Origin of the sequence: Methanobacterium spitsbergense (assembly GCF_019931065.1) — an archaeon.
Lineage (GTDB): Archaea > Methanobacteriota > Methanobacteria > Methanobacteriales > Methanobacteriaceae > Methanobacterium_B > Methanobacterium_B spitsbergense.
The window spans coordinates 23435-44023 of record NZ_JAIOUQ010000007.1; the positions used below are offsets into that span (position 1 = coordinate 23435).

The 20589-nt window shown below is 34.0% G+C and carries 21 protein-coding genes and 1 pseudogene; 8 read left to right on the forward strand and 14 right to left on the reverse strand.

What is annotated here, in order from left to right; all coding sequences use genetic code 11:
• From K8N75_RS05705 to K8N75_RS05735, 7 genes are all read right to left on the reverse strand, one after another.
• Window positions 1-1227, reverse strand: a complete 1227-nt coding sequence (locus tag K8N75_RS05705; RefSeq protein ID WP_223791147.1) for a 2,3-bisphosphoglycerate-independent phosphoglycerate mutase — start codon at window positions 1225-1227, stop codon at window positions 1-3.
• A gap of 8 nt (window positions 1228-1235) precedes the next feature.
• Window positions 1236-1904: a TIGR00297 family protein gene (locus tag K8N75_RS05710; protein WP_223791148.1), complete on the reverse strand. Its 669-nt coding sequence runs from the start codon at window positions 1902-1904 to the stop codon at window positions 1236-1238.
• A 15-nt stretch (window positions 1905-1919) separates the two neighbouring features.
• The gene (locus K8N75_RS05715) at window positions 1920-2504 is read right to left on the reverse strand and encodes a 30S ribosomal protein S3ae (RefSeq protein ID WP_048189864.1); all 585 of its coding nucleotides are present in this window, start codon (window positions 2502-2504) and stop codon (window positions 1920-1922) included.
• 312 nt (window positions 2505-2816) lie between these two features.
• Window positions 2817-3269: a flavodoxin family protein gene (locus K8N75_RS05720; protein ID WP_223791149.1), complete on the reverse strand. Its 453-nt coding sequence runs from the start codon at window positions 3267-3269 to the stop codon at window positions 2817-2819.
• Between the two features lie 99 nt (window positions 3270-3368).
• A complete protein-coding gene (locus tag K8N75_RS05725; RefSeq protein ID WP_223791150.1) occupies window positions 3369-3704 on the reverse strand; it encodes a NifB/NifX family molybdenum-iron cluster-binding protein in 336 nt (111 codons plus the stop codon).
• A gap of 1 nt (window position 3705) precedes the next feature.
• Window positions 3706-4464, reverse strand: coding sequence for a class I SAM-dependent DNA methyltransferase (locus tag K8N75_RS05730; protein WP_223791151.1), 759 nt, complete (start codon window positions 4462-4464; stop codon window positions 3706-3708).
• A gap of 46 nt (window positions 4465-4510) precedes the next feature.
• On the reverse strand, window positions 4511-5077 hold the full coding sequence (locus K8N75_RS05735) for a flavodoxin family protein (protein ID WP_223791152.1): 567 nt from the start codon (window positions 5075-5077) through the stop codon (window positions 4511-4513).
• Between the two features lie 241 nt (window positions 5078-5318).
• Here K8N75_RS05735 and K8N75_RS05740 point away from each other — a divergent pair, with 241 nt between their 5' ends.
• Complete coding sequence (locus tag K8N75_RS05740) at window positions 5319-6038, forward strand: CPBP family intramembrane glutamic endopeptidase (protein WP_223791153.1); 720 nt, start codon at window positions 5319-5321, stop codon at window positions 6036-6038.
• 185 nt (window positions 6039-6223) lie between these two features.
• Here K8N75_RS05740 and K8N75_RS05745 read toward each other — a convergent pair.
• From K8N75_RS05745 to K8N75_RS05760, 4 genes and pseudogenes are all read right to left on the reverse strand, one after another.
• Window positions 6224-7423, reverse strand: a pseudogene (locus K8N75_RS05745) (L-serine ammonia-lyase).
• A 289-nt stretch (window positions 7424-7712) separates the two neighbouring features.
• Window positions 7713-8414 carry a DUF116 domain-containing protein gene (locus K8N75_RS05750; RefSeq protein ID WP_223791154.1) on the reverse strand — a complete coding sequence of 234 codons (702 nt, stop codon included), beginning with the start codon at window positions 8412-8414 and terminating at the stop codon, window positions 7713-7715.
• 99 nt (window positions 8415-8513) lie between these two features.
• The gene (locus K8N75_RS05755) at window positions 8514-8996 is read right to left on the reverse strand and encodes a hypothetical protein (RefSeq protein WP_223791155.1); all 483 of its coding nucleotides are present in this window, start codon (window positions 8994-8996) and stop codon (window positions 8514-8516) included.
• Window positions 8963-9118 (reverse strand): hypothetical protein, encoded by a 156-nt coding sequence (locus tag K8N75_RS05760; protein ID WP_197050575.1) that lies wholly within the window; start codon window positions 9116-9118, stop codon window positions 8963-8965. Before K8N75_RS05760 ends, K8N75_RS05755 begins: the two co-directional genes overlap by 34 nt.
• 177 nt (window positions 9119-9295) lie before the next feature.
• On the opposite strand from K8N75_RS05760, the gene K8N75_RS05765 reads away from it, so the two are divergent.
• The 7 genes from K8N75_RS05765 to K8N75_RS05795 all read left to right on the forward strand — a co-directional run bounded on the left by K8N75_RS05765 (window position 9296) and on the right by K8N75_RS05795 (window position 14871).
• Entirely contained in the window at window positions 9296-11404 is a 2109-nt protein-coding gene (locus tag K8N75_RS05765) for a VWA domain-containing protein (protein WP_223791473.1), read from the forward strand.
• Between the two features lie 52 nt (window positions 11405-11456).
• A complete protein-coding gene (locus tag K8N75_RS05770; RefSeq protein WP_223791156.1) occupies window positions 11457-12029 on the forward strand; it encodes a flavin reductase family protein in 573 nt (190 codons plus the stop codon).
• 51 nt (window positions 12030-12080) lie between these two features.
• Window positions 12081-12590, forward strand: a complete 510-nt coding sequence (locus K8N75_RS05775) for a DUF367 family protein (protein WP_048189873.1) — start codon at window positions 12081-12083, stop codon at window positions 12588-12590.
• Between the two features lie 2 nt (window positions 12591-12592).
• Window positions 12593-12739 (forward strand): 50S ribosomal protein L40e, encoded by a 147-nt coding sequence (locus tag K8N75_RS05780; protein ID WP_048189874.1) that lies wholly within the window; start codon window positions 12593-12595, stop codon window positions 12737-12739.
• 148 nt (window positions 12740-12887) lie between these two features.
• Complete coding sequence (locus K8N75_RS05785; RefSeq protein WP_223791157.1) at window positions 12888-13631, forward strand: phosphoglycerol geranylgeranyltransferase; 744 nt, start codon at window positions 12888-12890, stop codon at window positions 13629-13631.
• Window positions 13632-13812: 181 nt separating this feature from the next.
• Window positions 13813-14493, forward strand: a complete 681-nt coding sequence (locus K8N75_RS05790; RefSeq protein WP_223791158.1) for a DUF169 domain-containing protein — start codon at window positions 13813-13815, stop codon at window positions 14491-14493.
• A gap of 159 nt (window positions 14494-14652) precedes the next feature.
• The gene (locus K8N75_RS05795; protein WP_223791159.1) at window positions 14653-14871 is read left to right on the forward strand and encodes a hypothetical protein; all 219 of its coding nucleotides are present in this window, start codon (window positions 14653-14655) and stop codon (window positions 14869-14871) included.
• Between the two features lie 146 nt (window positions 14872-15017).
• On the opposite strand, the gene K8N75_RS05800 is transcribed toward K8N75_RS05795, so the two are convergent.
• The 3 genes from K8N75_RS05800 to K8N75_RS05810 form a co-directional block, all read right to left on the reverse strand.
• A complete protein-coding gene (locus K8N75_RS05800) occupies window positions 15018-18482 on the reverse strand; it encodes an Ig-like domain-containing protein (RefSeq protein WP_223791160.1) in 3465 nt (1154 codons plus the stop codon).
• Window positions 18483-18885: 403 nt separating this feature from the next.
• On the reverse strand, window positions 18886-19542 hold the full coding sequence (locus K8N75_RS05805; RefSeq protein ID WP_223791161.1) for an Mfer334 family nucleotidyltransferase: 657 nt from the start codon (window positions 19540-19542) through the stop codon (window positions 18886-18888).
• Window positions 19543-19675: 133 nt separating this feature from the next.
• Window positions 19676-20491: a hypothetical protein gene (locus K8N75_RS05810; protein ID WP_223791162.1), complete on the reverse strand. Its 816-nt coding sequence runs from the start codon at window positions 20489-20491 to the stop codon at window positions 19676-19678.
• Window positions 20492-20589 lie beyond the last annotated feature (98 nt).

Consider the following 20589-nt stretch of genomic DNA (forward strand, 5'->3'; position numbering starts at 1 on the left):
TTATGCTCCAAATTTAGTTGATCTGTTCATGAGATCCATGAGTATATCCATTATATTGTTTCCTCTGATCCTGCACAAACCACCCTTTGATGTGCTTCGTTCGTTGAATTTTGTTACATCATCGACCCTTACTTCTGGTCCGGTAATTACTATGGGAACTGGATCTCCAGTATGGTCCATTATGGATATTGGTGTTGAATGGTCAGCAGTTAAAATGAAATAAACTTCTTCTATTTTCATTAGCTCTCCAATAACTACATCAACCTTTTCAAGGAATTTAACTTTTTCTTCCATTTCACCGTCATGTCCAGCTTCATCTGCTCCATCTACATTTATGAGCATGAAATCATAATCCTTTGAAGCAGTTTCTATTATGCCATTTTTAATGTTTTCTAGGTTGGTGTCAATTCCACCTGTAGCACCGGGAATATCAATGAGCTGCATACCCGCGATTGATGCTATTCCCTTAATAAGTCCTGTTTCAGCTATACAAACAGGATTTAGGCCGTATTTTTCTCCAAAAGGTTCTACTTTAGGGACGGCTCCAGCCCCTCTTGGGATGATTATATTAGCAGCATTTTCACCAGATTCGATTCTTTTAATATTTATGGGATGGTCTTTAAGTAATTCATAAGATTTTTCAACGACTTTATTCAGTATATCTGCAGTTTTCTTTGCTTCTTCAGTATCATCAAGAGCAACAACCTTTTTAGGATTTTTCCCTTCGTGTTTAGGGTCAGCATCTGAAACTTGATCAGATAAACCTTTGCCCCTTAGTACTAAAACAGCTCTATGTCCTGTTGATTCTTTGAATATTACTTGAACATCTTCTTCAAGTTCCATCCCGTTAACTGTCTGGGCTATCTCTTGTGTTCCAACTCTAATTCTTCCAGCCCGTCTGTCGGTGATAATTCCTTTATCATCTACTGTTGAGAAGTTACATCTGAATGCTATGTCTCCGGGAAGTACATCCACCCCTACTCCTGCAGCTTCAAATGGACCTCGTCCTGTATAAACCTCATAGGGATTATAACCTAGTATGGATATATGGGACGTATCACTACCAGCCCTTATACCAGGCCTTATTGGATCCATAATTCCGCATATTCCATTTTCTGCCATTTTATCCATATTAGGTGTTAATGCAACTTCAAGGGGTGTTTTGTATCCAAGTTCTTTAATGGGACGATCTCCCATTCCATCTATGATCATTATGATTCCTTTCATTTTATCACCTAAACCATGATGATGCCTAATGCGGCCCCAGTTATGGTAGCTATAAGATTAACATATTCGTTGGAGATATAATGCCTTCGCTCAAGCGTAGCACCAAGTATACTGTCAACAAAGCATCCTACTGTACCTGCAATTATGGCTATTTTCAATGTTACATAGGGATCTGGAAATATTCCTAGTAAATAAGCTGCCACTCCTATGATGCCTGCACCAATAATTCCTGCAACTGTACCTACAACTGAAATTCCGCCGTCTGTTCCTGGAGGGACTTTCTTAAGGGTTGTAATGAGTCTGGGTTGTTGTGTTACACCAACTTCACTTGCAAGAGTGTCTGCTGTTGCAGTGGCAATTGACCCTATAAATCCACCATAGTTTCCAAAGGCAGCCATTACAAATGGCACTATTCCATTAGAAATAACATTTTTAAGGGATCTTGTCCCCTCGTAAATACCAATGTCTTTTTTGTATTGGTGTTTGTACTTGGTAGAAATAAGTCCAAGAATCAGGAAAATGAATATTAGTATGAGCCAGTTTGCACCGGCTGTAAAAATAATTATTATACCCATGATAATCATGAAAATGGATCCAAATAGATCAAGAGCTTTTCTCAAATAGGTAATAAGCGCTATGACTACTAATAGGACCACATATTCCAGAGGATTAAACATTTATCTCCCGCATCATTATTTATCTTCAATTACACGAGTTTTAATGGTTTCAACACGTTTTAGTGGGTAGATCTTTTTGGACTCATGGTATATGTGAGATGCCATTTTACCTCCTAAAATATCTTCAATGAGCTCTTGGAAATTTTTGTCCTTAGCTGCATTTTGAACCATTTTTTCCATTGTTTCTCGTATGAACTTCTGCTGGGAAGATTTAGCCCTTTTGATTGTGATTGCAAGTACATGGATTTTGAGTTTCACACCGTCTTTTGATGTAATATTTACTATTGCATCAATACGGCTTGTTCCTCTTCTAATCATACTTCTAACATAATCTGTTGTTACCTGATGTCCAACAAAATTTGTGTTTGCTGTGTCTCCAGCAACACCGTTTATCTCGAAGAAAAGTTTTATGTACTGTTTGCTGAAGTCTCCAGTTAGTTCACGAAGTGATGATTCAACCCTTCTTTTTACCAGAAGTTCAGGATCCCTTGCAGGGGTTGTACCTATCTCTTGATCTCCAAAATCCTTAGGAGTCATTATTTTGTACCATTGTTTTTCTTTCCAAGTATCTCTTACTCTTCTACGTCTTGCTTTAGCCATATTATCACTTTACCTGTAAAAATTTATAAATAAAAATCTCATGTTCTTGATATAATGTTAAAAATCATAACAAAGTACTCTAGATTAGAATCATTTATTATAACTCTCATTCATGCTTTATAAATATTGTTGAGGATCCATTACCCGATCATGTAACAAATTTAAAAACAGTATTAGGATTTTATATTCTACACCGAGGTTATAATGAATTTGACTTCATCTTATATAGTTTTTATCATATCATGAAAAAAAATCTTTCGAAATTATTTTATATTTTGTTTAAAAAAAATAAATGGTTATTCAAGTCATATATCACTCTTCATTTATCAATCCTTTAATAAAAACTTCTGCTGCATTAAGATCATCTGTGTTGGGTCTTCCTTTATTTATACCACCTATCAATTTTAACGGGCCCCACGCATCAAATGCTTTACATGAAAATTCACCTATAACTTTAAAGCCATGTAATGAAACTTTTCCTGCAAGTGCACTTGTATAATTTGGATTTCCCTTACCGCTGGTTGTGAATACAAAAGCTTTTCTACTTTTTACAGGAGGCAATTCATCTATGAATTCTAATAATTCTTTATTTGGTTTTCCATAGTATATTCCAGAACCAAAACCAATTAAATCATAATCCAAGATATTGTATCCGTCTACTTCATCATATTTCATGATATCTGCATCAATGGCAGCTGCAATGGTTTTTGCAATTTTCTCAGTATTTCCTCGGTGTACTGAGTTATATGTTATTAATACTTTCATTTTAGACACCTAAATTTCCTTTGATATAATTTTAATAAGCTGATTTATAACTTATTTTAGTTTAAATGATAATTTATTGACCATCATTTAAGAATAAAATTAAAAGTTTAATGGTTTCTTCAAGAACTTTTCATGTTTAATGAATCTGATTAAAACATCTTCAACAGGCCCTTCATCTTCAACAATTTTTTTACCAGCACTCTTCAGACCAGGTTTTGCTGTCATACCTATTTGCAGGCATATAACCACATCACAGTCGTCAACAACTTTTAAAGATTTTCCCCACTGATGTTTCTCTCCAGGTATCTTTTTAGATTCTCTCCTATCTAGAAATTCAGTTTCTTCACCATCAAATTCATATATGAGGAATTTCTGGGCCCTTCCAAAGTGTTCTGTAAACTTTTCATCGTCTGAAACTGCAACTGCTATTCTCATACTATTTCTCCACTTGTTTAGAATTTTTAACTCCAACAAAAATGGGTCTCTGACCTTCTCCACTTTCCCATTTTTTCTCTTTGAAATCAGCGTATATAAATGTTTTAAAACCTATTTTTTCCATTAGATCAGAAACATCATTTATTTTAAAAACACCTAATTCATGTTCATCAATATCAAAATCAAATTTACCATCATCTTTCACTAGGAAAACGAAGTTTGCATTGAAAATTCCATTTTTGAGCTGAGATTGACACATCCTTGCAATTTTAAGTTTGTCTTCAACAACAGTGTCAAGGCTGACAAGGCCTTCAATCCAGTTTTCAGTGTTGAAACTAAGATCATAGATTAAAATTCCACCATCTTTCATATGATTATAGAAATTTGTTAATGTAATATCCAGTTCTTTTAGATCCCTATTGTAATGTATAGCCGAGAATATACATATAATAACATCGAATTTTTTGCCAATGTTCAGATCCTTCATATTTCCTATGATAAAATCTGCTTCAGGAACCTTATCTTGTGCTATTTTAATCATATCCTCGTTTATATCCACACCAGTAACTTTAAAACTATTTTTTAAAATTTTTGCATGTGATCCTGTTCCACATGCCATATCCATAATTTCAAATCCTGAACTAGTTTTGTGTTTATTCACAGCCCAGTTAATGAATTCAGATTCTCCAGCATAGTCTACATTTTTATATATCTTGTCGTAGTACACTGCGAATTTTTTATAAAGTTGACCTTCTGCCATATTAAAAAACCCAATTTTTTTAAGTTAATATAATTTTGATTATATTTTAAGCTATTTTGATGATGAGATTCGCAACATTTTCCCCGAATCTTCTTATGGTTTGCATTCCCTCTTCGTCTTGGATAGCTTCTCCTTTTTCCCTTCCAAATACTATATTCCAATATGTTGAACCCGGAATGATCATGTCGTTTATCAAATAAAACATCAGAAGCTCTTGTATTGTGGCTGTTTGCCCTCCGCGCCTGGCAACTGCAATTGGTCCTCCAACCTTCCAAGAGAGGAATCCATCGGTATTCATTGAAACATATCCAATTCTTTGAAGTGCCGACATTAAGTCTCCTCGGGCTGTTCCGAAGTATACTGGAGTACCAACTATGAAACCCTTTGATTCCCTTATTTTTTCGATGATTTCGTTTAGACCATCATCTATATGGCATCTATGGAGTTTAGCACATGCCCCACATGCCTTGCATGACTCAATATTTTTCCCTCTTAAATAAATTGTTTCAGTAGTCAAGCCATGGTTTTCTATAATTTGAGCACATTCTGACAATACTTCAGCGGTATTTCCATTTTTACGTGGACTTGCACATATAAAAAGAACTTTTTCCATTCTATTACCCTCCCTAGAGATAATTCCTTTATAATTTTTGATAAAATTTTTCTTGAATAATATAGTTTAATCAACAAAATAAATAAAGTTAAAGTTCATTGTATTTTTTAATAAATTTTAGCCACATAACTAAATGAAAAAAGGTTTATTTATTCGATAAACTAGCTCAGAATATGGTTTATAATTTATATTATGATAATTACCAATAATATATTATTCAATATTAAAGAGGGGCAATAGATTGAAATTTTTACACTCTGACAAACATTTCAAACCATTTTTGTTTCATATACTTAAAATTCTCCTTGCATTACTAATTATACAGATATTAAGGGCAGTATGCATGCTGGGACTTTGGTATGCTTTAAAACCAGGAGAAAATCTAGCACTTTTCCAAGCGCTTAATGGAATTTCTTTCATAATTGTTGGAGTTGTACTGTTACTATGGTTTAGGCCATCACTAAAGGAATTAAGTCTTGACTGGGAGGATATAAGTTTAAGAACAAGAATCATGTATATTTTAGGGGGTTTAATTTTAGTTACACTCATTTTACTCCCAATTTTACTGGGATTTGAGCTTGATGTAATTGTAATGGGCTTTGTTTTTGGAATAATAGTACCTGTGTTTGAAGAACTACTTTTCAGAGGTTATATATGGAATAAAATTGAGGGTTACTACAATATTAATTCAGATCCAAATGCATTGTTCGTTCGAAGGAGAGGACTAATAACCTTAATAACTGTTACATTACTTTTCGGGATATGGCACCTTGGATATGTTGATGTTTTCTTGATAAACCCTAGGATTAGCCATGAAAACTTTTCTTTAACTACAATGCTGATAGCAAAAGTAGGATTGGGCTTATTTTTAGGTATGATACTGGGATATGTTAGATTTAAAACTGGAAAAGTTTATGCTTCGTTTCTTCTACATGGATTCTGGAATACATTTGCACCTTAAAGAGAATTAGTAAAATAAGAATATCACTATTTTAATAAATGCATTCTCTTACCCTATTAATTCATGGAATAAAATATTTTATGTCGTTATTATATCAACAACAAAATATAGGCTAAATATTGATATTTCCAAGGCAGGGAAATAAGTTTATTTAGATAAAATTTAAAAACTTTTTTCTTTGATTCCTATCTTTTCTTGTAACATACTGCGAGTCCGCCTTCTGATGTTTCCCTATAATGTCTTTTCAAGTCTCTTCCAGTTTGTGCCATTGTTTCTACAACTTCATCGAATGATACCATATGCCTTCCATCAGAAAGTAGTGCAAATGAAGCACAGTCCATGGCACTTACAGCTGCAATTGCATTTCTTTCAATACATGGAATTTGAACCAATCCCATAATTGGATCGCAGGTAAGCCCTAAATGATGTTCCATTCCCATTTCAGCAGCGTATTCGATCTGGTGAGGGGTTCCTCCCATAAGTTGAGCAGCAGCTCCTGCAGCCATTGCACATGCAGTACCTATTTCACCTTGACATCCCACTTATGCTCCAGATATTGAAGCACGACTTTTAACAACACTCCCAATCATACCCGCTGTTGCAATAGCTCTTAATAATTTTTCATTGCTTACATCATAATAATCTTGAATAAAAAATAGCACAGCAGGAAGCACTCCCGCAGATCCGCATGTAGGTGCGGTTACAATTAGATTTCCACTTGCATTTTCTTCTGCAACTCCAAGTGCATATGAAAAAAGAGTTCCAGTTTCTTTAAGGAATTTATGGGTTTGCATAGCTTTTATGTAATATTGGGATGCCTTTCTTCTTAGATTAAGGCCTCCGGGAAGTACTCCTTCCTTTTCAATACCGCGTTCTATTGATTTTTTCATCACTTCAAGAATTTCACCCATGAAATTCCAAATTTCTTCCCCTTCATAATCTTCAACATAATTCCATAAAGATTTACCATCATCTTCACACATTTTAAGCAGTTCTGTCATTTTAATTAAGGGATATACATTATTAGGGGTATTTTCATCGCATATATCCCTCAGAGCTCCCCCTCCTACACTGTAAACTGTCCATTCTTTTAAAATTTTTCCATTTTCATTGTATGCTTCAAATATCATACCATTAGGATGTAATGGGAGTTCTTTTTCTTTTTTCCATACAATTTCACATGGTACTGGATTGAAAATAGTTTTTATCACATGATCGGTTAGATGGCCCTTTCCAGTTGCTGCGAGACTTCCATAAAGAATAACCCTGTATTTGTAAGCATCACGTGTTTTCTCTTTAAATATTATTGCTGCATTAGATGGACCTATAGTATGGCTGCTTGAGGGACCAAGACCTATTCTGTAAAGTTCTTTTAGAGATTTCATGTTTAATCCTTGTATAATTTTTATTAAATTTCTCCATCTTGTCCCCCTCCCATTTTTTTGAAGAAAATTTTTATTACTTTATTTAAATATTTGATGATAATTAGCTTTCATTTAATAATAGGTTTTCCTTTTTTCCATTTTTTGCTTATTAAGATGCATTATTAATAACAACTTTGTTAAAAAAAGTTTGCAGGAATAAAATGGACAAAATATTGGTCTTATAAAAAAAAGAAGAACTGAACGATATAAAAAAGTTGATGTAAATTTATAAAAGTTTAAGATGGTTTAATTACAATGTTTTAGGAGAATATGATTCATTGTTACATGAGCTGATTCCATGTCCATTTTCGCTTTCCTGAATCTCTCCCATCTTCTCGAGAACTGCTCGTGGGTCAACCTTTGTATTGATACATCCGTCCTTAAGAAGAGGAACACCTTGGCATGAAAATTTAGAGAGTTTCATCATGGCCAGATTCAGATCTTGATAGCATGCAACTCCAAGAACTGCTTTAAAATTGTTTTTCTCAAGTATCTTTTTCAAGAATGTTGATCCGGGTATTATAAATACTTTGAATCCTTTATCTTCTGCTTTATTTTTGAGGACCCCTATAACACATCTATTACAATCTTTACAGACAAGTCCAGAGGCTTCTAATTTAGCTTCACAGTCTGCGTGTCTTAAGCAGTGTGGGAGAACCAGTATTTTATCTTGTGATTCTATTTTTTTGAAGAACTTTTCATTAACTTTATTCCTTACCTCAACCCCAATCTGATCAACTATCTTGGCATCCACTCCAACATTTTCAGAGAACTTTTTAAAGAGTCCGTAGAACATATCAATGGTAAAGAGTAAAAGCCTTGGAAAAACCAGTTTATCCTCTTTAATTAAAAGCTTTCCAAGGATGAGTGTCACAGAAAGCAGTGTAAGCATTGTTAAAACTAGAACAAAGACTATTTGACCGAATATCTGATAAAATTCATAAAACGCCATACTATGAGTTTAGTTTATACTACTATATTAAGGTAATTACAAAAAAATTAAAGAGCTAATAATAAGCCATTAGAGGAATTTTAACAGAATAAAAGAGGGCTATTGATCTAACTTTTCAATTCTAAAATCATTAATAACCCCATCTATTTCAACACCATCTTGAACTGCATTTATATCTAAACCAGAGAGGTCTTGACATGCACATAGAATGTCCTGTTCAGGGTGGGTTCCAGCCTGTATATTACAGTCTAATCGTATATGATCTCCACATGCAACAACCATTTTAAGCCTTTTTGAAGTTGGATGGTTTTCAGGAAGCACTATAATAGGGGATGAAAATTCTTTTAAGAGGAATATCATAGATTTTATTCCTTTTTCTGCAATATTACCAGTACTGAATGTGGATACTGCTATTAGATCATCCTTCTCAAGAAAAACAACGATTTCTTCCTTTTCAGGGGTTCCTATAAATATTTGCATGTCTCGGCCAGTTTTTGCGAGGCCAATTTCTCCAGATTTTCCAATTAAAAACAATATTTCATCAGGGCTTAATCCAATTCTTTGACGTTCTCTGACTGACATGAAGGACATACAACTCTTTTTCCTATGCCTTTAAATTCATTTCCACAATCCAAACATCTATAACGTTTGGTTTTTAGTTTTTTCATTTTAATGTCGGCCATTGGCCCTCCAACTGTGCACATATGATCACCAAATTGAAGTATGTTTTGTGGGTTATTTATTATTTGTTATTGAAGTTTAGTTGAGCTAGTTGATATAACGGTTGTAACTACAATGTATTTATTCTCTAAATTCCATATAAACAATCGAATAGGATTATTAAAAAAATTAAATCAGGAAATACACACTTCTAATAAATGGTGAGACTATTGAAAAACCTTATTTTTCCATTTTCAGCAATTGTAGGTCAGGAAGACGTGAAAAAATCTCTTATATTGAATGCCATCAACCCGAGTATTGGTGGGGTTCTTATAAAAGGGGACAAAGGAACAGGTAAAACAACTGCAGTTCGTCCATTGGCAGATCTTTTGCCGCCACTTAAAGTTGTTAAAGGCTGTCCATTTAATTGCGATCCTGATGATCAAGATTCATTATGCGATTCATGCAAATCCGAAGATTTTGAGGTAGAAACTAAGAGTATGAAGGTTGTTGAACTACCCTTGGGATCAACTGAAGACAGAGTTGTTGGATCAATTAACATAGAAAAAGCTTTAAAAGAAGGATTAAAAGCATTGGAACCAGGAATACTGGCAGATGCAAACAGGAACATACTTTACGTTGATGAAATTAACTTACTCGACGATAATCTCGTTGATGTATTGTTAGATGCAGCAGCATATGGAGTTAATATTGTTGAAAGGGAAGGAATTTCTTTTGTACATCCTTCCAACTTCATGCTTGTAGGTACAATGAACCCTGCAGAAGGCGAACTAAGACCTCAACTTTCAGACCGTATAGGTTTACACATATCTGTACACAGCATTATGGATTTGGAGGAAAGGGTTAAAATAATGGAAAGGCGTGAAGAATTTGAGCGTGATCCAACAGCATTCAAAGCTAAGTACAAGGATCAACAAGATAAAATCCTAGAAAATATTGTAACTGCACGGAAAATACTCAAAAAAGTAAATGTTTCAAGGGATTTGATGGAAGTTATAGCATACTTATGCATGGAGATGGGTGTTGATGGTCATAGGGCAGACATTGCAATTTTAAAAGCTTCAAAAACAATTGCAGCCTATAATTTCTTGGAAGAAGTTAACCTTGAGCATGTTGAAGAAGCAGCACTATTGGTACTCGGGGAAAGATTCAACAGAACATCTCAGAATAGAAATAAAATCAATCAGATGGTACAGAAAGCTCAGGAAGATATTTCTAAGAAAAAAAAAGAAAATCATAGGGGCAACACTCAAGATCAAGGACAGAATCAAGGAAAAAAAGATCAGCAGGATAATGGATCTAAACAGGAAAATCCTCAAGAAAAACAAGAAAATAGCAATAACGAAAAACAGGAAGATTCAAATAGAAATGAAAAGTTTGAACAGCCAAATTCCAATGTAAATGTTACAGGGCAAGGATCTCAAGATAATGAAAATTCTGATAATACAGAACAGGATAAAAAATTCAAACCAATTGGAAAAGAAAATGATATAACTGTTAGTGAAGAGGGGCTCGATATAAAAAAACTGCTTAAAATCAAGGGTAAAAAAAAGAAGAAACTCTACGGTAAAAGAGTAGACTCAACAACGCAAAAGGGTAAATACGTAAAAAGCAGATTATCCAAAGATTTAAAAAATGATATTGCGGTTGATGCAACCTTAAGAGCCGCTGCAATAAGCTCTGAGGGAAGTATAAAAGTTAAAAGTGAACATATTCGGCATAAAGTAAGAAAACATGGTGCAAAAGCTTCAATTGCCATAGTTGTCGATATAAGTGGGTCAATGTTCTCTGAAAAAAAATCTGAAAGAGTTAAAGATATTTTGATTAATGTTATTGAAGATGCAGGTAGACAAGGGGACAAAATAAGCGTTGTTGGATTTAAAGGCAGAGAAGCCATGGTTATAATTCCAACGACCAAGAGAGCAACCTCATTTAGGGAACAGATTGATAATATAAAGATTGGCGGTACAACGCCTCTTGCATCAGGAATGAAAAAAGGATTTGAAATACTAAAAAAGGAAAGATTCAAGAAGGAATACGTTCCCATGATGTTAATACTTACCGATGGCATGCCAAACGTAGCTGTAGACGAGAATCCAACTAAAGATGCTCTGAAAATTGCAGGAGAACTCAAAGATAATGAAATACACACACTTATAGTGAATTTTGAACAGACAGCTAAACATGGAAGGGATATGAATATGGAACTAGCAATAGCTTCAAGTGGCAGATATTATGATCTTGAGGAACTTAAAAGTCCAGGTTGTGCAGTATCAATGATATTAAATAATGAAAGAAATGATCTGTAAGATTCACAACAATAGGGAAGTACCAAAAGATTTTTGTAACGAGGAAACATATATGTCAAAAATAAATATTGGTAAGAATGTTTTTACACAGACAATGCCCGTAACTTTGATTGGAAGTAAAGTTGAGGGTAAAACTAATTTTATGACTTTAGCTTGGGTAACACGTGTTAATTCAAACCCTCCACTTTTTGGAGTTGCAATTAATAAAGTTCACCATAGTTCTAAAGATATAATAGAAAATAAAACATTCAGTATAAATTTCCCCTCTGAAGACCTTCTCATTGAAACAGATTACTGTGGACTGGTTTCAGGAAGAAAAACAGATAAATCAGATAAATCAGATATCTTCAATGTTTTCTATGGGGAATTGGAAACAGCTCCAATGATAACGGAGTGTGCGGTGTCAATAGAGTGTAAGCTTTTTGATGTAGTTGAACTTCCAACCAACAATCTATTCATCGGAGAAGCTGTGGCAGCATATTCTGAAGAACAATATTTAACAGATAATAAGTTGGATATTAAAAAAATAAACCCATTAATCTTAACCATGCCAGACAATAACTATTGGAAAGTGGGGGATCATGCAGGAAATGCTTGGAATGCTGGAAAGAATTTTAAGCAATGATCGATTGCAATGATTTTTATAGTGGAAAGTATAAGGTAGAGATGTAAAACAATGAAAGTGACAGTGTACCATGCAGAACAGTGCGACCCAAAGAAATGCACAACAGTGAAACTTCAAAGACAAGGCAAGATTGAAGTGGTTCCTAAACTAAACAAGTTACCTAGAGGTGCTATAGTTCTGGATCCCTTTTCTGAAAAGTCCATGTCACCTGAAGACAGGGAAATCGTTGAAAAAAACGGTATTGTAGGTCTTGATTGCTCATGGAACAGGATACAAAAGTCTAGCATAATGTTCAAGGGCAAAAAATATCATAGGTCTCTTCCTTTTCTTGTTGCAGCTAATCCAACCAACTATGGAAAGCCATGCAAACTCTCAACTGCAGAGGCTATTGCAGCAACTTTTTATATAGTGGGGCTTAAAGATAATGCTGTTGAAATAATGTCCCAGTTCAAGTGGGGACCTCATTTTCTAACACTCAATCATGAGTTATTAGAAGCATATTCCCGTGCTAAAACAAGTGCGGAAGTTGTAAAGATTCAAAATAGATTTATAGGAGGCTAAAAATGGCTAGATTTGAAGAAGCAGAAAATAGACTGTTCAAGATTAAGATTTGCCTTAAATGTAACGCAAGAAACCCTCCAACCGCTAAAACATGCAGAAAATGCGGTTACAAGGGCTTAAGATACAAGGCTAAAGAACCGAGAGGTTAAACAAATTCCATATTATTAACTGGAGGTATTTAACTCCTCCATGTTAAATATATGACTTCAATTTAGTTTATTATATGATTAAATGTTGGTTTTTTAAATTTTAATAATATTTTTTGTTAACAAAATAATTTAAACTAGAGTGATTTAGATGAACGTTGAAAACTACATCAGACAAACTCTAAAGGATCACAAGATACATCTTACCCTTCTTGATCCCGAGGAGCAGAGACCTGAAGAGGCAGTATTGATCGCAAAAGAAGCTGTTTCTGGAGGTACTGATGGGATAATGTTGGGAGGTTCAACAACAGATTCAGCAGAGCTTGATGCAACAGCAAAAGCTCTTAAAGAAAATGTTGACGTACCAATAATACTTTTTCCAGGTAATATAAGTGGTGTTAGCCAATATGCTGATGCCATATTTTTCATGAGCCTTTTAAACTCAAGCAATCCCTATTGGATAACCGGAGCCCAGGCATTGGGTGCTCCAATCATAAAGAAAATGGGAATTGAAACTATATCTATGGGATATTTGGTTGTTGAACCTGGAGGCACAGTTGGATGGGTAGGAGATGCAAAACTTATACCTAGAATCAAACCAGATTTAGCAGCAGCTTATGCAATAGCTGCAGAATTTATGGGCATGAAACTCCTTTACCTTGAAGCAGGATCAGGGGCAAATCAACATATTCCTGAAAAAATGATACAATCTGTAAAAAAATCTACAGGCAGCATTGTTATTGTTGGCGGAGGAATTAGAACTGGCGAAGATGCTGCTAATGTTGCAGCAGCAGGTGCTGATATATTAGTAACTGGAACAATTGTAGAAAAAAGCTCCAATATCAAAGACAAAATAAAAGAATTAGTTGATGGAATCAGATCAGCTAAAGATTGAAATTATAAATTAACCCATTCTCATTTTTTAAAATTCTATTCTGTCAGTAACTAGCCTTTATATTTTTTTTGCTCCAATTAACATTTAAGAGAAATATCTTAAATGTAAATGGATACTTCACGTTGTTATAAGATAAAAAATATATTTGTGTTCACACAACTTAATGTTAGAGGTGAGATTAATGAGTAGTTGTGAAATAAACGGGTATGAAGAGTTATCACAAAAATTTAAAGATAAACTTGGCTTGGAAAAATCTCCAGTTGCAGTTAAACTAGTTTTAAATGAAGATGACATTCCTGGGGGTATTCCAAAGATTGAAGAAAAAGTCCGGCATTGTGAAATGATACAGAAAGCATCACAAGGCGATATATTCTATGCTACCGCTGAAGAACAGGCCTGTAAAGGTGGGGCAGGAGCAATAGGGCTTATGGAACCCCCTGAAAAAGTTAATTCTGGTGAGATGTATTATTCTTTAGGAAGATTTTCTAGTTTGGGTTCAGCTAAAAGAACAGTTGATGCCATCCCAAAAATAGAACCCATAATGAAGGCAATAGCATATTCACCACTGGAAAAAACTCCATTTGACCCGGATGTTGTAGTTATAATTTGTAACCCTCAACAAGCAATGCAACTTGCTCAAGCAATGGTCTATACTCTTGGGGGTCGTTTTGAAGCAGACTTTGCAGGAATACAATCGATATGTGGAGACGCAGTTGCAGGACCATACACAACCAAGAGACCCAACATAACATTGGGGTGTAGTGGGTCAAGGAAATTTGCAGACATCAAATCTGACGAAGTAATTGTTGGAATGAACGGTGAAAATATAGGCTGTATTGTCAATGCTCTTGAAGCATTATAATTAAATAAAAAAAAATTTTGAATTAACATTCTAATTTTTTTTTATTTGGTTTAATTTATTATTCTTTTAATTAAAAACTCCTATTTAACGAGTTTTTCAGAAAATTATAATATTTGTCAATGACAGATATATTACTACAAAACCTTAGAGGTGAAAATTATGTCTGAAGAAAAACAGGTTTTCGAAGTGCTTGATGAGGTTAAAAATTTAGAAGAGATCATTACTAAATATGTAGAAAAGGGAGAAATGGACAACAAGTTGGTTGCAAACTGGACATTTGATACACTTAAACTCGTTGGAAAAATGGGTAAATTGATTGAAGAACTTGAAGATAGATTAGATTTATTAGAAGAAGAATTAGAGAAAAAGAAATTCTAATTGATAATATAAATCAAACATATATTTTTCTTAATTTTTTATTTAATAAAATTATAGACATAAAAAGAGCAAAATAGCTATTCGTTTTCCTGTAAACTAAATGAAAAAAGAAAAAATTAGAGAGATTTTACTCTCTTAAACCCACATTATACAGTTACTGTTTTAAATTTGGTTGTGTATGCTGTTGCTAGTCCTTTTCCTGTTAGATCTGTGATGCTGTTGGAGTGTATGATAATTGTGTAAGTGGTTCCTTTTGCTAATGCTGAGGTAGGTGTTATACTAAGTGTTTTACCGCTTATTGTTTTTTTGAATGCTATTGTTTTCCCACTGGAAGTTTTAAGTTCTATCCAGCACTTTGTCCCAAATTTAATTGCTTCGCTGAAGTTGATTTTGATTATTTTGTTGGTTGGAATATTCACTGCATTGTTGACAGGATTTGTGCTGGTTACTGTTGGTGCAGTATTTACTGGAGTTTTGGAGAGTGCGGAGGTTGTTGTAGTAACTGTTTTAAAGGAGGTGTTGTACTGTGTTATTAAACCATTTCCTGCCAAATCAGTTATACAATTTGGATTTAATATTAGATTGTATGTTACGCCTTTTAGAAGCCAGGTGTTATGATATATGATTAATGTTTTGAGATCTGTTGTGATACCGAATGTTATTGGTACTTCTGCTCCATTATAAGGTCTTATTAGTTTTATTAATAATTTATCGGGGTTTTGTATTGCTCTGTCGAATGTAACTGTTATCACTTTGTCTATTGGAAAATTTATAGCAGTATTTACAGGGTTGGTGCTGGTTACTGTTGGTGAGGTTACAGTGAAACTAGTTGTGAATATCGATGTTAATCCTTTATTGTTCATGTCTAAAATGCTGTTTATTGGTAATGATAAGGTGTATGTTTCTGGAGTTAGGTTACTAATAGGGGTAATGGTTAAAATGTTTCCATTGATTGTTTTTGTTATTGGTATTTTGGTGCTTGCACTGTTCAATAAAGTTATTAATGCGTAATTAGGGCCTGTTTTTATTGGTATATTGAATGTTATTGTGATCGGTTGGTTTCCTACAACGTTATTTGCATTATTAACAGGATTTGTACTTACTACGTTTATTGGTACAACTGTGTTAAATACAAGAGTATATTCATTACCAATATTACCGGCAAGGTCTTCGATTGCATCAACTGGTATGAATAATATGTATTTAGTTGACTTTAGAAGGTTAGTTGGAGTAATTACTAGGGTGTTCATTACTATTTGAATATTAGACAACGGAACATTTACTCCGTTAAGTGTAATACTACTTAATCCTCCTCCTATGTCAAAATTACTTCCGGGTTGTATCTGTTCGTTATATACTAATTTAATTATTTTGTTTAATTGTACATTCGATGAATTATTTACAGGATCTGTGCTGCCTACAGTTGGTGGCGATGTATCAAACAAGTTATCGATTTTCGATATGAATGCATCATCTGTGTACTGTAAATTATCTACAGTAGCAGTTTGATAAGCGCCTGATGTAGTTGGATAATCATTTGACCAAGTATTTCCTACAAGAAATACGTTTCCAATGGTATCTATTGCGAGAGCTTCACCATAATCTGCATTAACTCCTCCCAGGATTGTGGTTTCAACTTTTTCCTGTGCAGTCATAACATTTGTGAATGCTGTGAAGAAAACATCTTCCATACCATGAGCTGTGGTATCACCACTTGGTAGTTCATTTGGGAAGCTTTTGGTTGAATTGGTTGTACCTATGATACCAATATTTCCCTGATCTGATACAATTACTCCGTTGGCAACATCTATACCATTTCCTCCTAAATAAGTGCTGCTCAATATATTTTGTATCTGTTTATCCATTATTACAACAAAACCATCTTCTTGTCCATTGTTTTGGCGTTGTTTAGCTCCAAGAGTAGTGTACATGTCAGATGACCATGTTCCCCCTACAACATAAACTCTACCTAGTGGATCTACTGCAATGCTATTTCCAATATCTCGAGCTGATCCTCCAAGCAATGCTACTCCCTCAATATTTTCGAGATATTGCTTAGATAGTTTTACAATGAACGCATCATAATCTCCTTTGGAGTTTTGGAATCCATTATCGGGATATACGTTGGTATTAGTTACTGCAGGGAAATCATTTGCATTGGTGGCGCCGGTTACATAGATATAATTTGATTGATCTACTGCAAGACTAGTTCCATAACTTGTTCCAGATCCTCCAAATACCACTCCTGATCTTAGGAAGTCAAGATTGTTATCTAATTTTGAAACAAATACATCACCATTTCCAACATAGGAATTTTGAGCTAATGGTTCATTGAATGATGAATATCGAATGGGGAAACTTGTTACAGGATTATTTTTACTATCTGTACCATTGTATGAAAATGTTTGTCCGGTTATGTAAATGTTATTGGATGCATCAACAATAATTGCATTAGCCATGTCTGCGCGGTTTCCACCGAAAAAGGTGCTTGATTCTAACGTAGTGAGGTCATTACTCAATTTTGAAATAAAGACATCACCTGCTCCAGTTTCCCAAGGCACTGTAAATGCAGTATTTGGATAATTTTGGGAATAGGTTGTACCAGTTATAAATACATTGCATTCAGATTGTCCTTGGTTATCTAATGCGATGCCTGTAGCTTTGTCACTGTAATTTCCACCTATAAAAGTACTGGAAATTAATGTTGTAAGTGTACTGTCAAATTTTGATACGAATGCATCCCATTCAGCACTTTTAATTGTGGTTTGGTATCCTCCGGGAATGATAGGGAAATCATAAGAACCAGTATACCCAGTTACATACACATTTCCTGCTTTGTCTACTGCAACGCCCTGTGCATTATCATAACTGTTTCCACTGAGGAATGTGCTGGATAATAAAGGATCTATGATTAGTTTGTAGTTTTTGTTGTATGCACCGGTTTTGTATCCGTAGCTTAAATTGTTGATTACATATGAAACAGACACATTGACTCTTTTACCATTAATTATTTGGTAAGCTATTGGTTTGGTAAGTTTTAATGCACTTAAACCGTTTAGTATTTCCAGTTCGCCATTTTTATTAATTTTAAGTCCTTTAGAACCGCTGACTGTTACCCATATGCTACTAGGGCTTCCAATCTTTCCAATGGAATAAATTTTTTCAATATTTTTACCATGGGCTTTTAGATAGAGATCAATTCCATCGTATAAATTTGAATATTTCACCTTGGAATAGGTAGCTAAATTCTTCTGTACACTTTTACCTTTGTAGTAGCTAACCTTGGTTTTGGATCGATCATACCCTTTTACATCAACATTATTGGAATTTACAAATTTTTCACTAACAACCCATCCCTTTTTATCTTTGGACAAAGTATAGACAATTCCATTATCTTTAACATATACATTTCCAATAAATGTGTTAGCAGAATATTTTACATTTTTATCGGATATTTGTCCGTGATTCTCCACAAAAGGAATATTTACGGTTGTGAATTTTTTATCATTTAAACTTACTTTTTTATTGGTACTTGCTGCACTGGCTGCTCCCATAAAAAGAAAGAATATCATTATTACCAATACAATCAGGCCTTTTTTTCTCAAATTCAAAATTTTCCCCCCTAACAATTTTCAGTCTAAAAATTTTTTAAAACTAATTTATTGCTTATTTTGAATTCAACCCCCCTTCCTATTGTATAAATTGAAATAATTTATTACTAATTTCCTATTTTCATCTTTTGTATTATTAAGTTTTTCTATGTGAATCAATTTAATTAATTGGGGTTTTTTTTAATCTATAACGTATAATCCAATTTAATAGAATCCTTTAAAAATAGATTAATCATTTTAATTTGAAAGTGTTTACCATTAACGTTTTAATAGTATATCTGAGGTATATTACAATTCTTATCTTGGTTTAAAATTAAATTTATAATCCTGCAGATACATTAATTTTAAAAATAGGTTTATTATAAAATAAGATTTAAATTGTATATTTAAAATTAAAATAAAACTAAAAATTATCTTTAACATGAATATAATCTTCATATCTGTTGATATTTAGAAGTTCAAGGTTGTTAGTAGCGGGAGTTCCATAAAAAACAACTCCTTCTGCTATCATTTTTCTTAAAATTGGATTTAAATTGTCTTTATGATCTAATAAATATTTCAAAAGCAGTTTAGTATGACATACAAATGGCATTCCAAGGCCTTCTGCAGATTCAAGATAACCATCTTTCTTCCGTGCTAATATTGACACTATATTTTCAGGATTTTCATATTGTAATGCTTTTGCTATGATTTTTTTTAAAGTTTTACTCGTGACTGTTGGTTGGTCTGCTGCTACACAGAGACATAAACTAGGTTTAACATTTTGAACTCCATTAAGTAATGTTTGTGATAGTTCAACATTATAATCCGGATTTTCAATTACTTTTACTTGTTTATAACTAAATTCCTTTAAAACAGCAGATATTTCATTGCTAAAATGGCCTAAAACTACTGTACACTCATCAACTCCAGATTTGAGTACGTTTTCAATGGTGTGTATAATAACAGGTTTTCCATTAAGGTCCATAAGCAGTTTATGATTAATATCCATACCTCTAGACTCAAGATCTTCTATCATCCTTCTGTTTTTTCCTGCTGCTGTTATAACTGCGGAAACCATAATGATCACTCTCTAAGCTAAAACTATTCTGGCACTTAATATTAATGGAATTTTATTATAAGAATTTAATACAGATTATGGAATGTTTTAATATATAAAAAAACTATTTTGAGAAAAAAAATTAAAAAAGGGTTTAAGGTGTGTACTGTATGGCCTGAGCAAATATCGGCATTCCCACACCATTCCCTGATGTCCACATAACAATTTTTAATGGATATGGTGTTGGATTGTATACTTTTATTCCTGTTGAAGGATTAGCATCAAGTGAAACTGAGAAATATCCGCTATCCATGCCAGATGGTAGTGGGCATCCTGCCTCCATTACTGCGGCTCTTAAAGCCCTTCCAGGTGGACATGTACCATGTGAAGGATAACCTCCTTCTTCTGGATCATAAACTCCTACGAAGGTAACAGTATCTTTCCCGGATGCAGACGTGTGTGGTGGAACAATGGTGTTATTCCAGGCTTTAACAAATGTCTTGGCGTTTTCTGCACGCAGATTATTATCATACTCTGCATATCCATCAAGCGCACTGTTAGCTGACCCTAAAACATTCTGATTGGTGGCGCTGTTATATACCATTACAGGAGCTCCTGAAGGATATTCTGACATATATTTCACTGTGTCATTGCCGAAGAAGTTTACTATATTGCTAGGAGGTACGGAATTTCTGCCATCACTGAAGGATGAAAGTGAGAAATCCAGTCCAATTTGATCCCCAACATCCGAGTCGTTGTACCAGGCTTTAAGATCTTTATCTGTAACATATGCTGATGGAACTGTATCATTACTTATATCTGCAGCTGCAACTGTTTTTACAGTTTTATTTTGAGTTTTAATATCTATACCTTTATCTGTTTTTACAGCTACAGTGTAAGGTGTTTTATAACCCCATACAAATGTTTCAGGAGGATTTACAACAAGCTTTGATCCATTTACACTAACCATTCCAGGACCATTGAATCCGCTTGCATCACCATATCGTGATACATTCCCTCCTGTGATCTTGACTATAGGTGTTTCAACAGATCCAGTTGTAATCGCAG

Coding starts and splice junctions, on each gene's coding strand:
- K8N75_RS05705 (WP_223791147.1), bottom strand. CDS start 1,227: ATGAAAGGAATCATAATGATCATAGATGGAATGGGAGATCGTCCCATT.
- K8N75_RS05710 (WP_223791148.1), bottom strand. CDS start 1,904: ATGTTTAATCCTCTGGAATATGTGGTCCTATTAGTAGTCATAGCGCTT.
- K8N75_RS05715 (WP_048189864.1), bottom strand. CDS start 2,504: ATGGCTAAAGCAAGACGTAGAAGAGTAAGAGATACTTGGAAAGAAAAA.
- K8N75_RS05720 (WP_223791149.1), bottom strand. CDS start 3,269: ATGAAAGTATTAATAACATATAACTCAGTACACCGAGGAAATACTGAG.
- K8N75_RS05725 (WP_223791150.1), bottom strand. CDS start 3,704: ATGAGAATAGCAGTTGCAGTTTCAGACGATGAAAAGTTTACAGAACAC.
- K8N75_RS05730 (WP_223791151.1), bottom strand. CDS start 4,464: ATGGCAGAAGGTCAACTTTATAAAAAATTCGCAGTGTACTACGACAAG.
- K8N75_RS05735 (WP_223791152.1), bottom strand. CDS start 5,077: ATGGAAAAAGTTCTTTTTATATGTGCAAGTCCACGTAAAAATGGAAAT.
- K8N75_RS05750 (WP_223791154.1), bottom strand. CDS start 8,414: ATGGCGTTTTATGAATTTTATCAGATATTCGGTCAAATAGTCTTTGTT.
- K8N75_RS05755 (WP_223791155.1), bottom strand. CDS start 8,996: ATGTCAGTCAGAGAACGTCAAAGAATTGGATTAAGCCCTGATGAAATA.
- K8N75_RS05760 (WP_197050575.1), bottom strand. CDS start 9,118: ATGTGCACAGTTGGAGGGCCAATGGCCGACATTAAAATGAAAAAACTA.
- K8N75_RS05770 (WP_223791156.1), top strand. CDS start 11,457: ATGTCAAAAATAAATATTGGTAAGAATGTTTTTACACAGACAATGCCC.
- K8N75_RS05775 (WP_048189873.1), top strand. CDS start 12,081: ATGAAAGTGACAGTGTACCATGCAGAACAGTGCGACCCAAAGAAATGC.
- K8N75_RS05780 (WP_048189874.1), top strand. CDS start 12,593: ATGGCTAGATTTGAAGAAGCAGAAAATAGACTGTTCAAGATTAAGATT.
- K8N75_RS05785 (WP_223791157.1), top strand. CDS start 12,888: ATGAACGTTGAAAACTACATCAGACAAACTCTAAAGGATCACAAGATA.
- K8N75_RS05790 (WP_223791158.1), top strand. CDS start 13,813: ATGAGTAGTTGTGAAATAAACGGGTATGAAGAGTTATCACAAAAATTT.
- K8N75_RS05795 (WP_223791159.1), top strand. CDS start 14,653: ATGTCTGAAGAAAAACAGGTTTTCGAAGTGCTTGATGAGGTTAAAAAT.
- K8N75_RS05805 (WP_223791161.1), bottom strand. CDS start 19,542: ATGGTTTCCGCAGTTATAACAGCAGCAGGAAAAAACAGAAGGATGATA.
- K8N75_RS05810 (WP_223791162.1), bottom strand. CDS start 20,491: ATGGTTAGTGTAAATGGATCAAAGCTTGTTGTAAATCCTCCTGAAACA.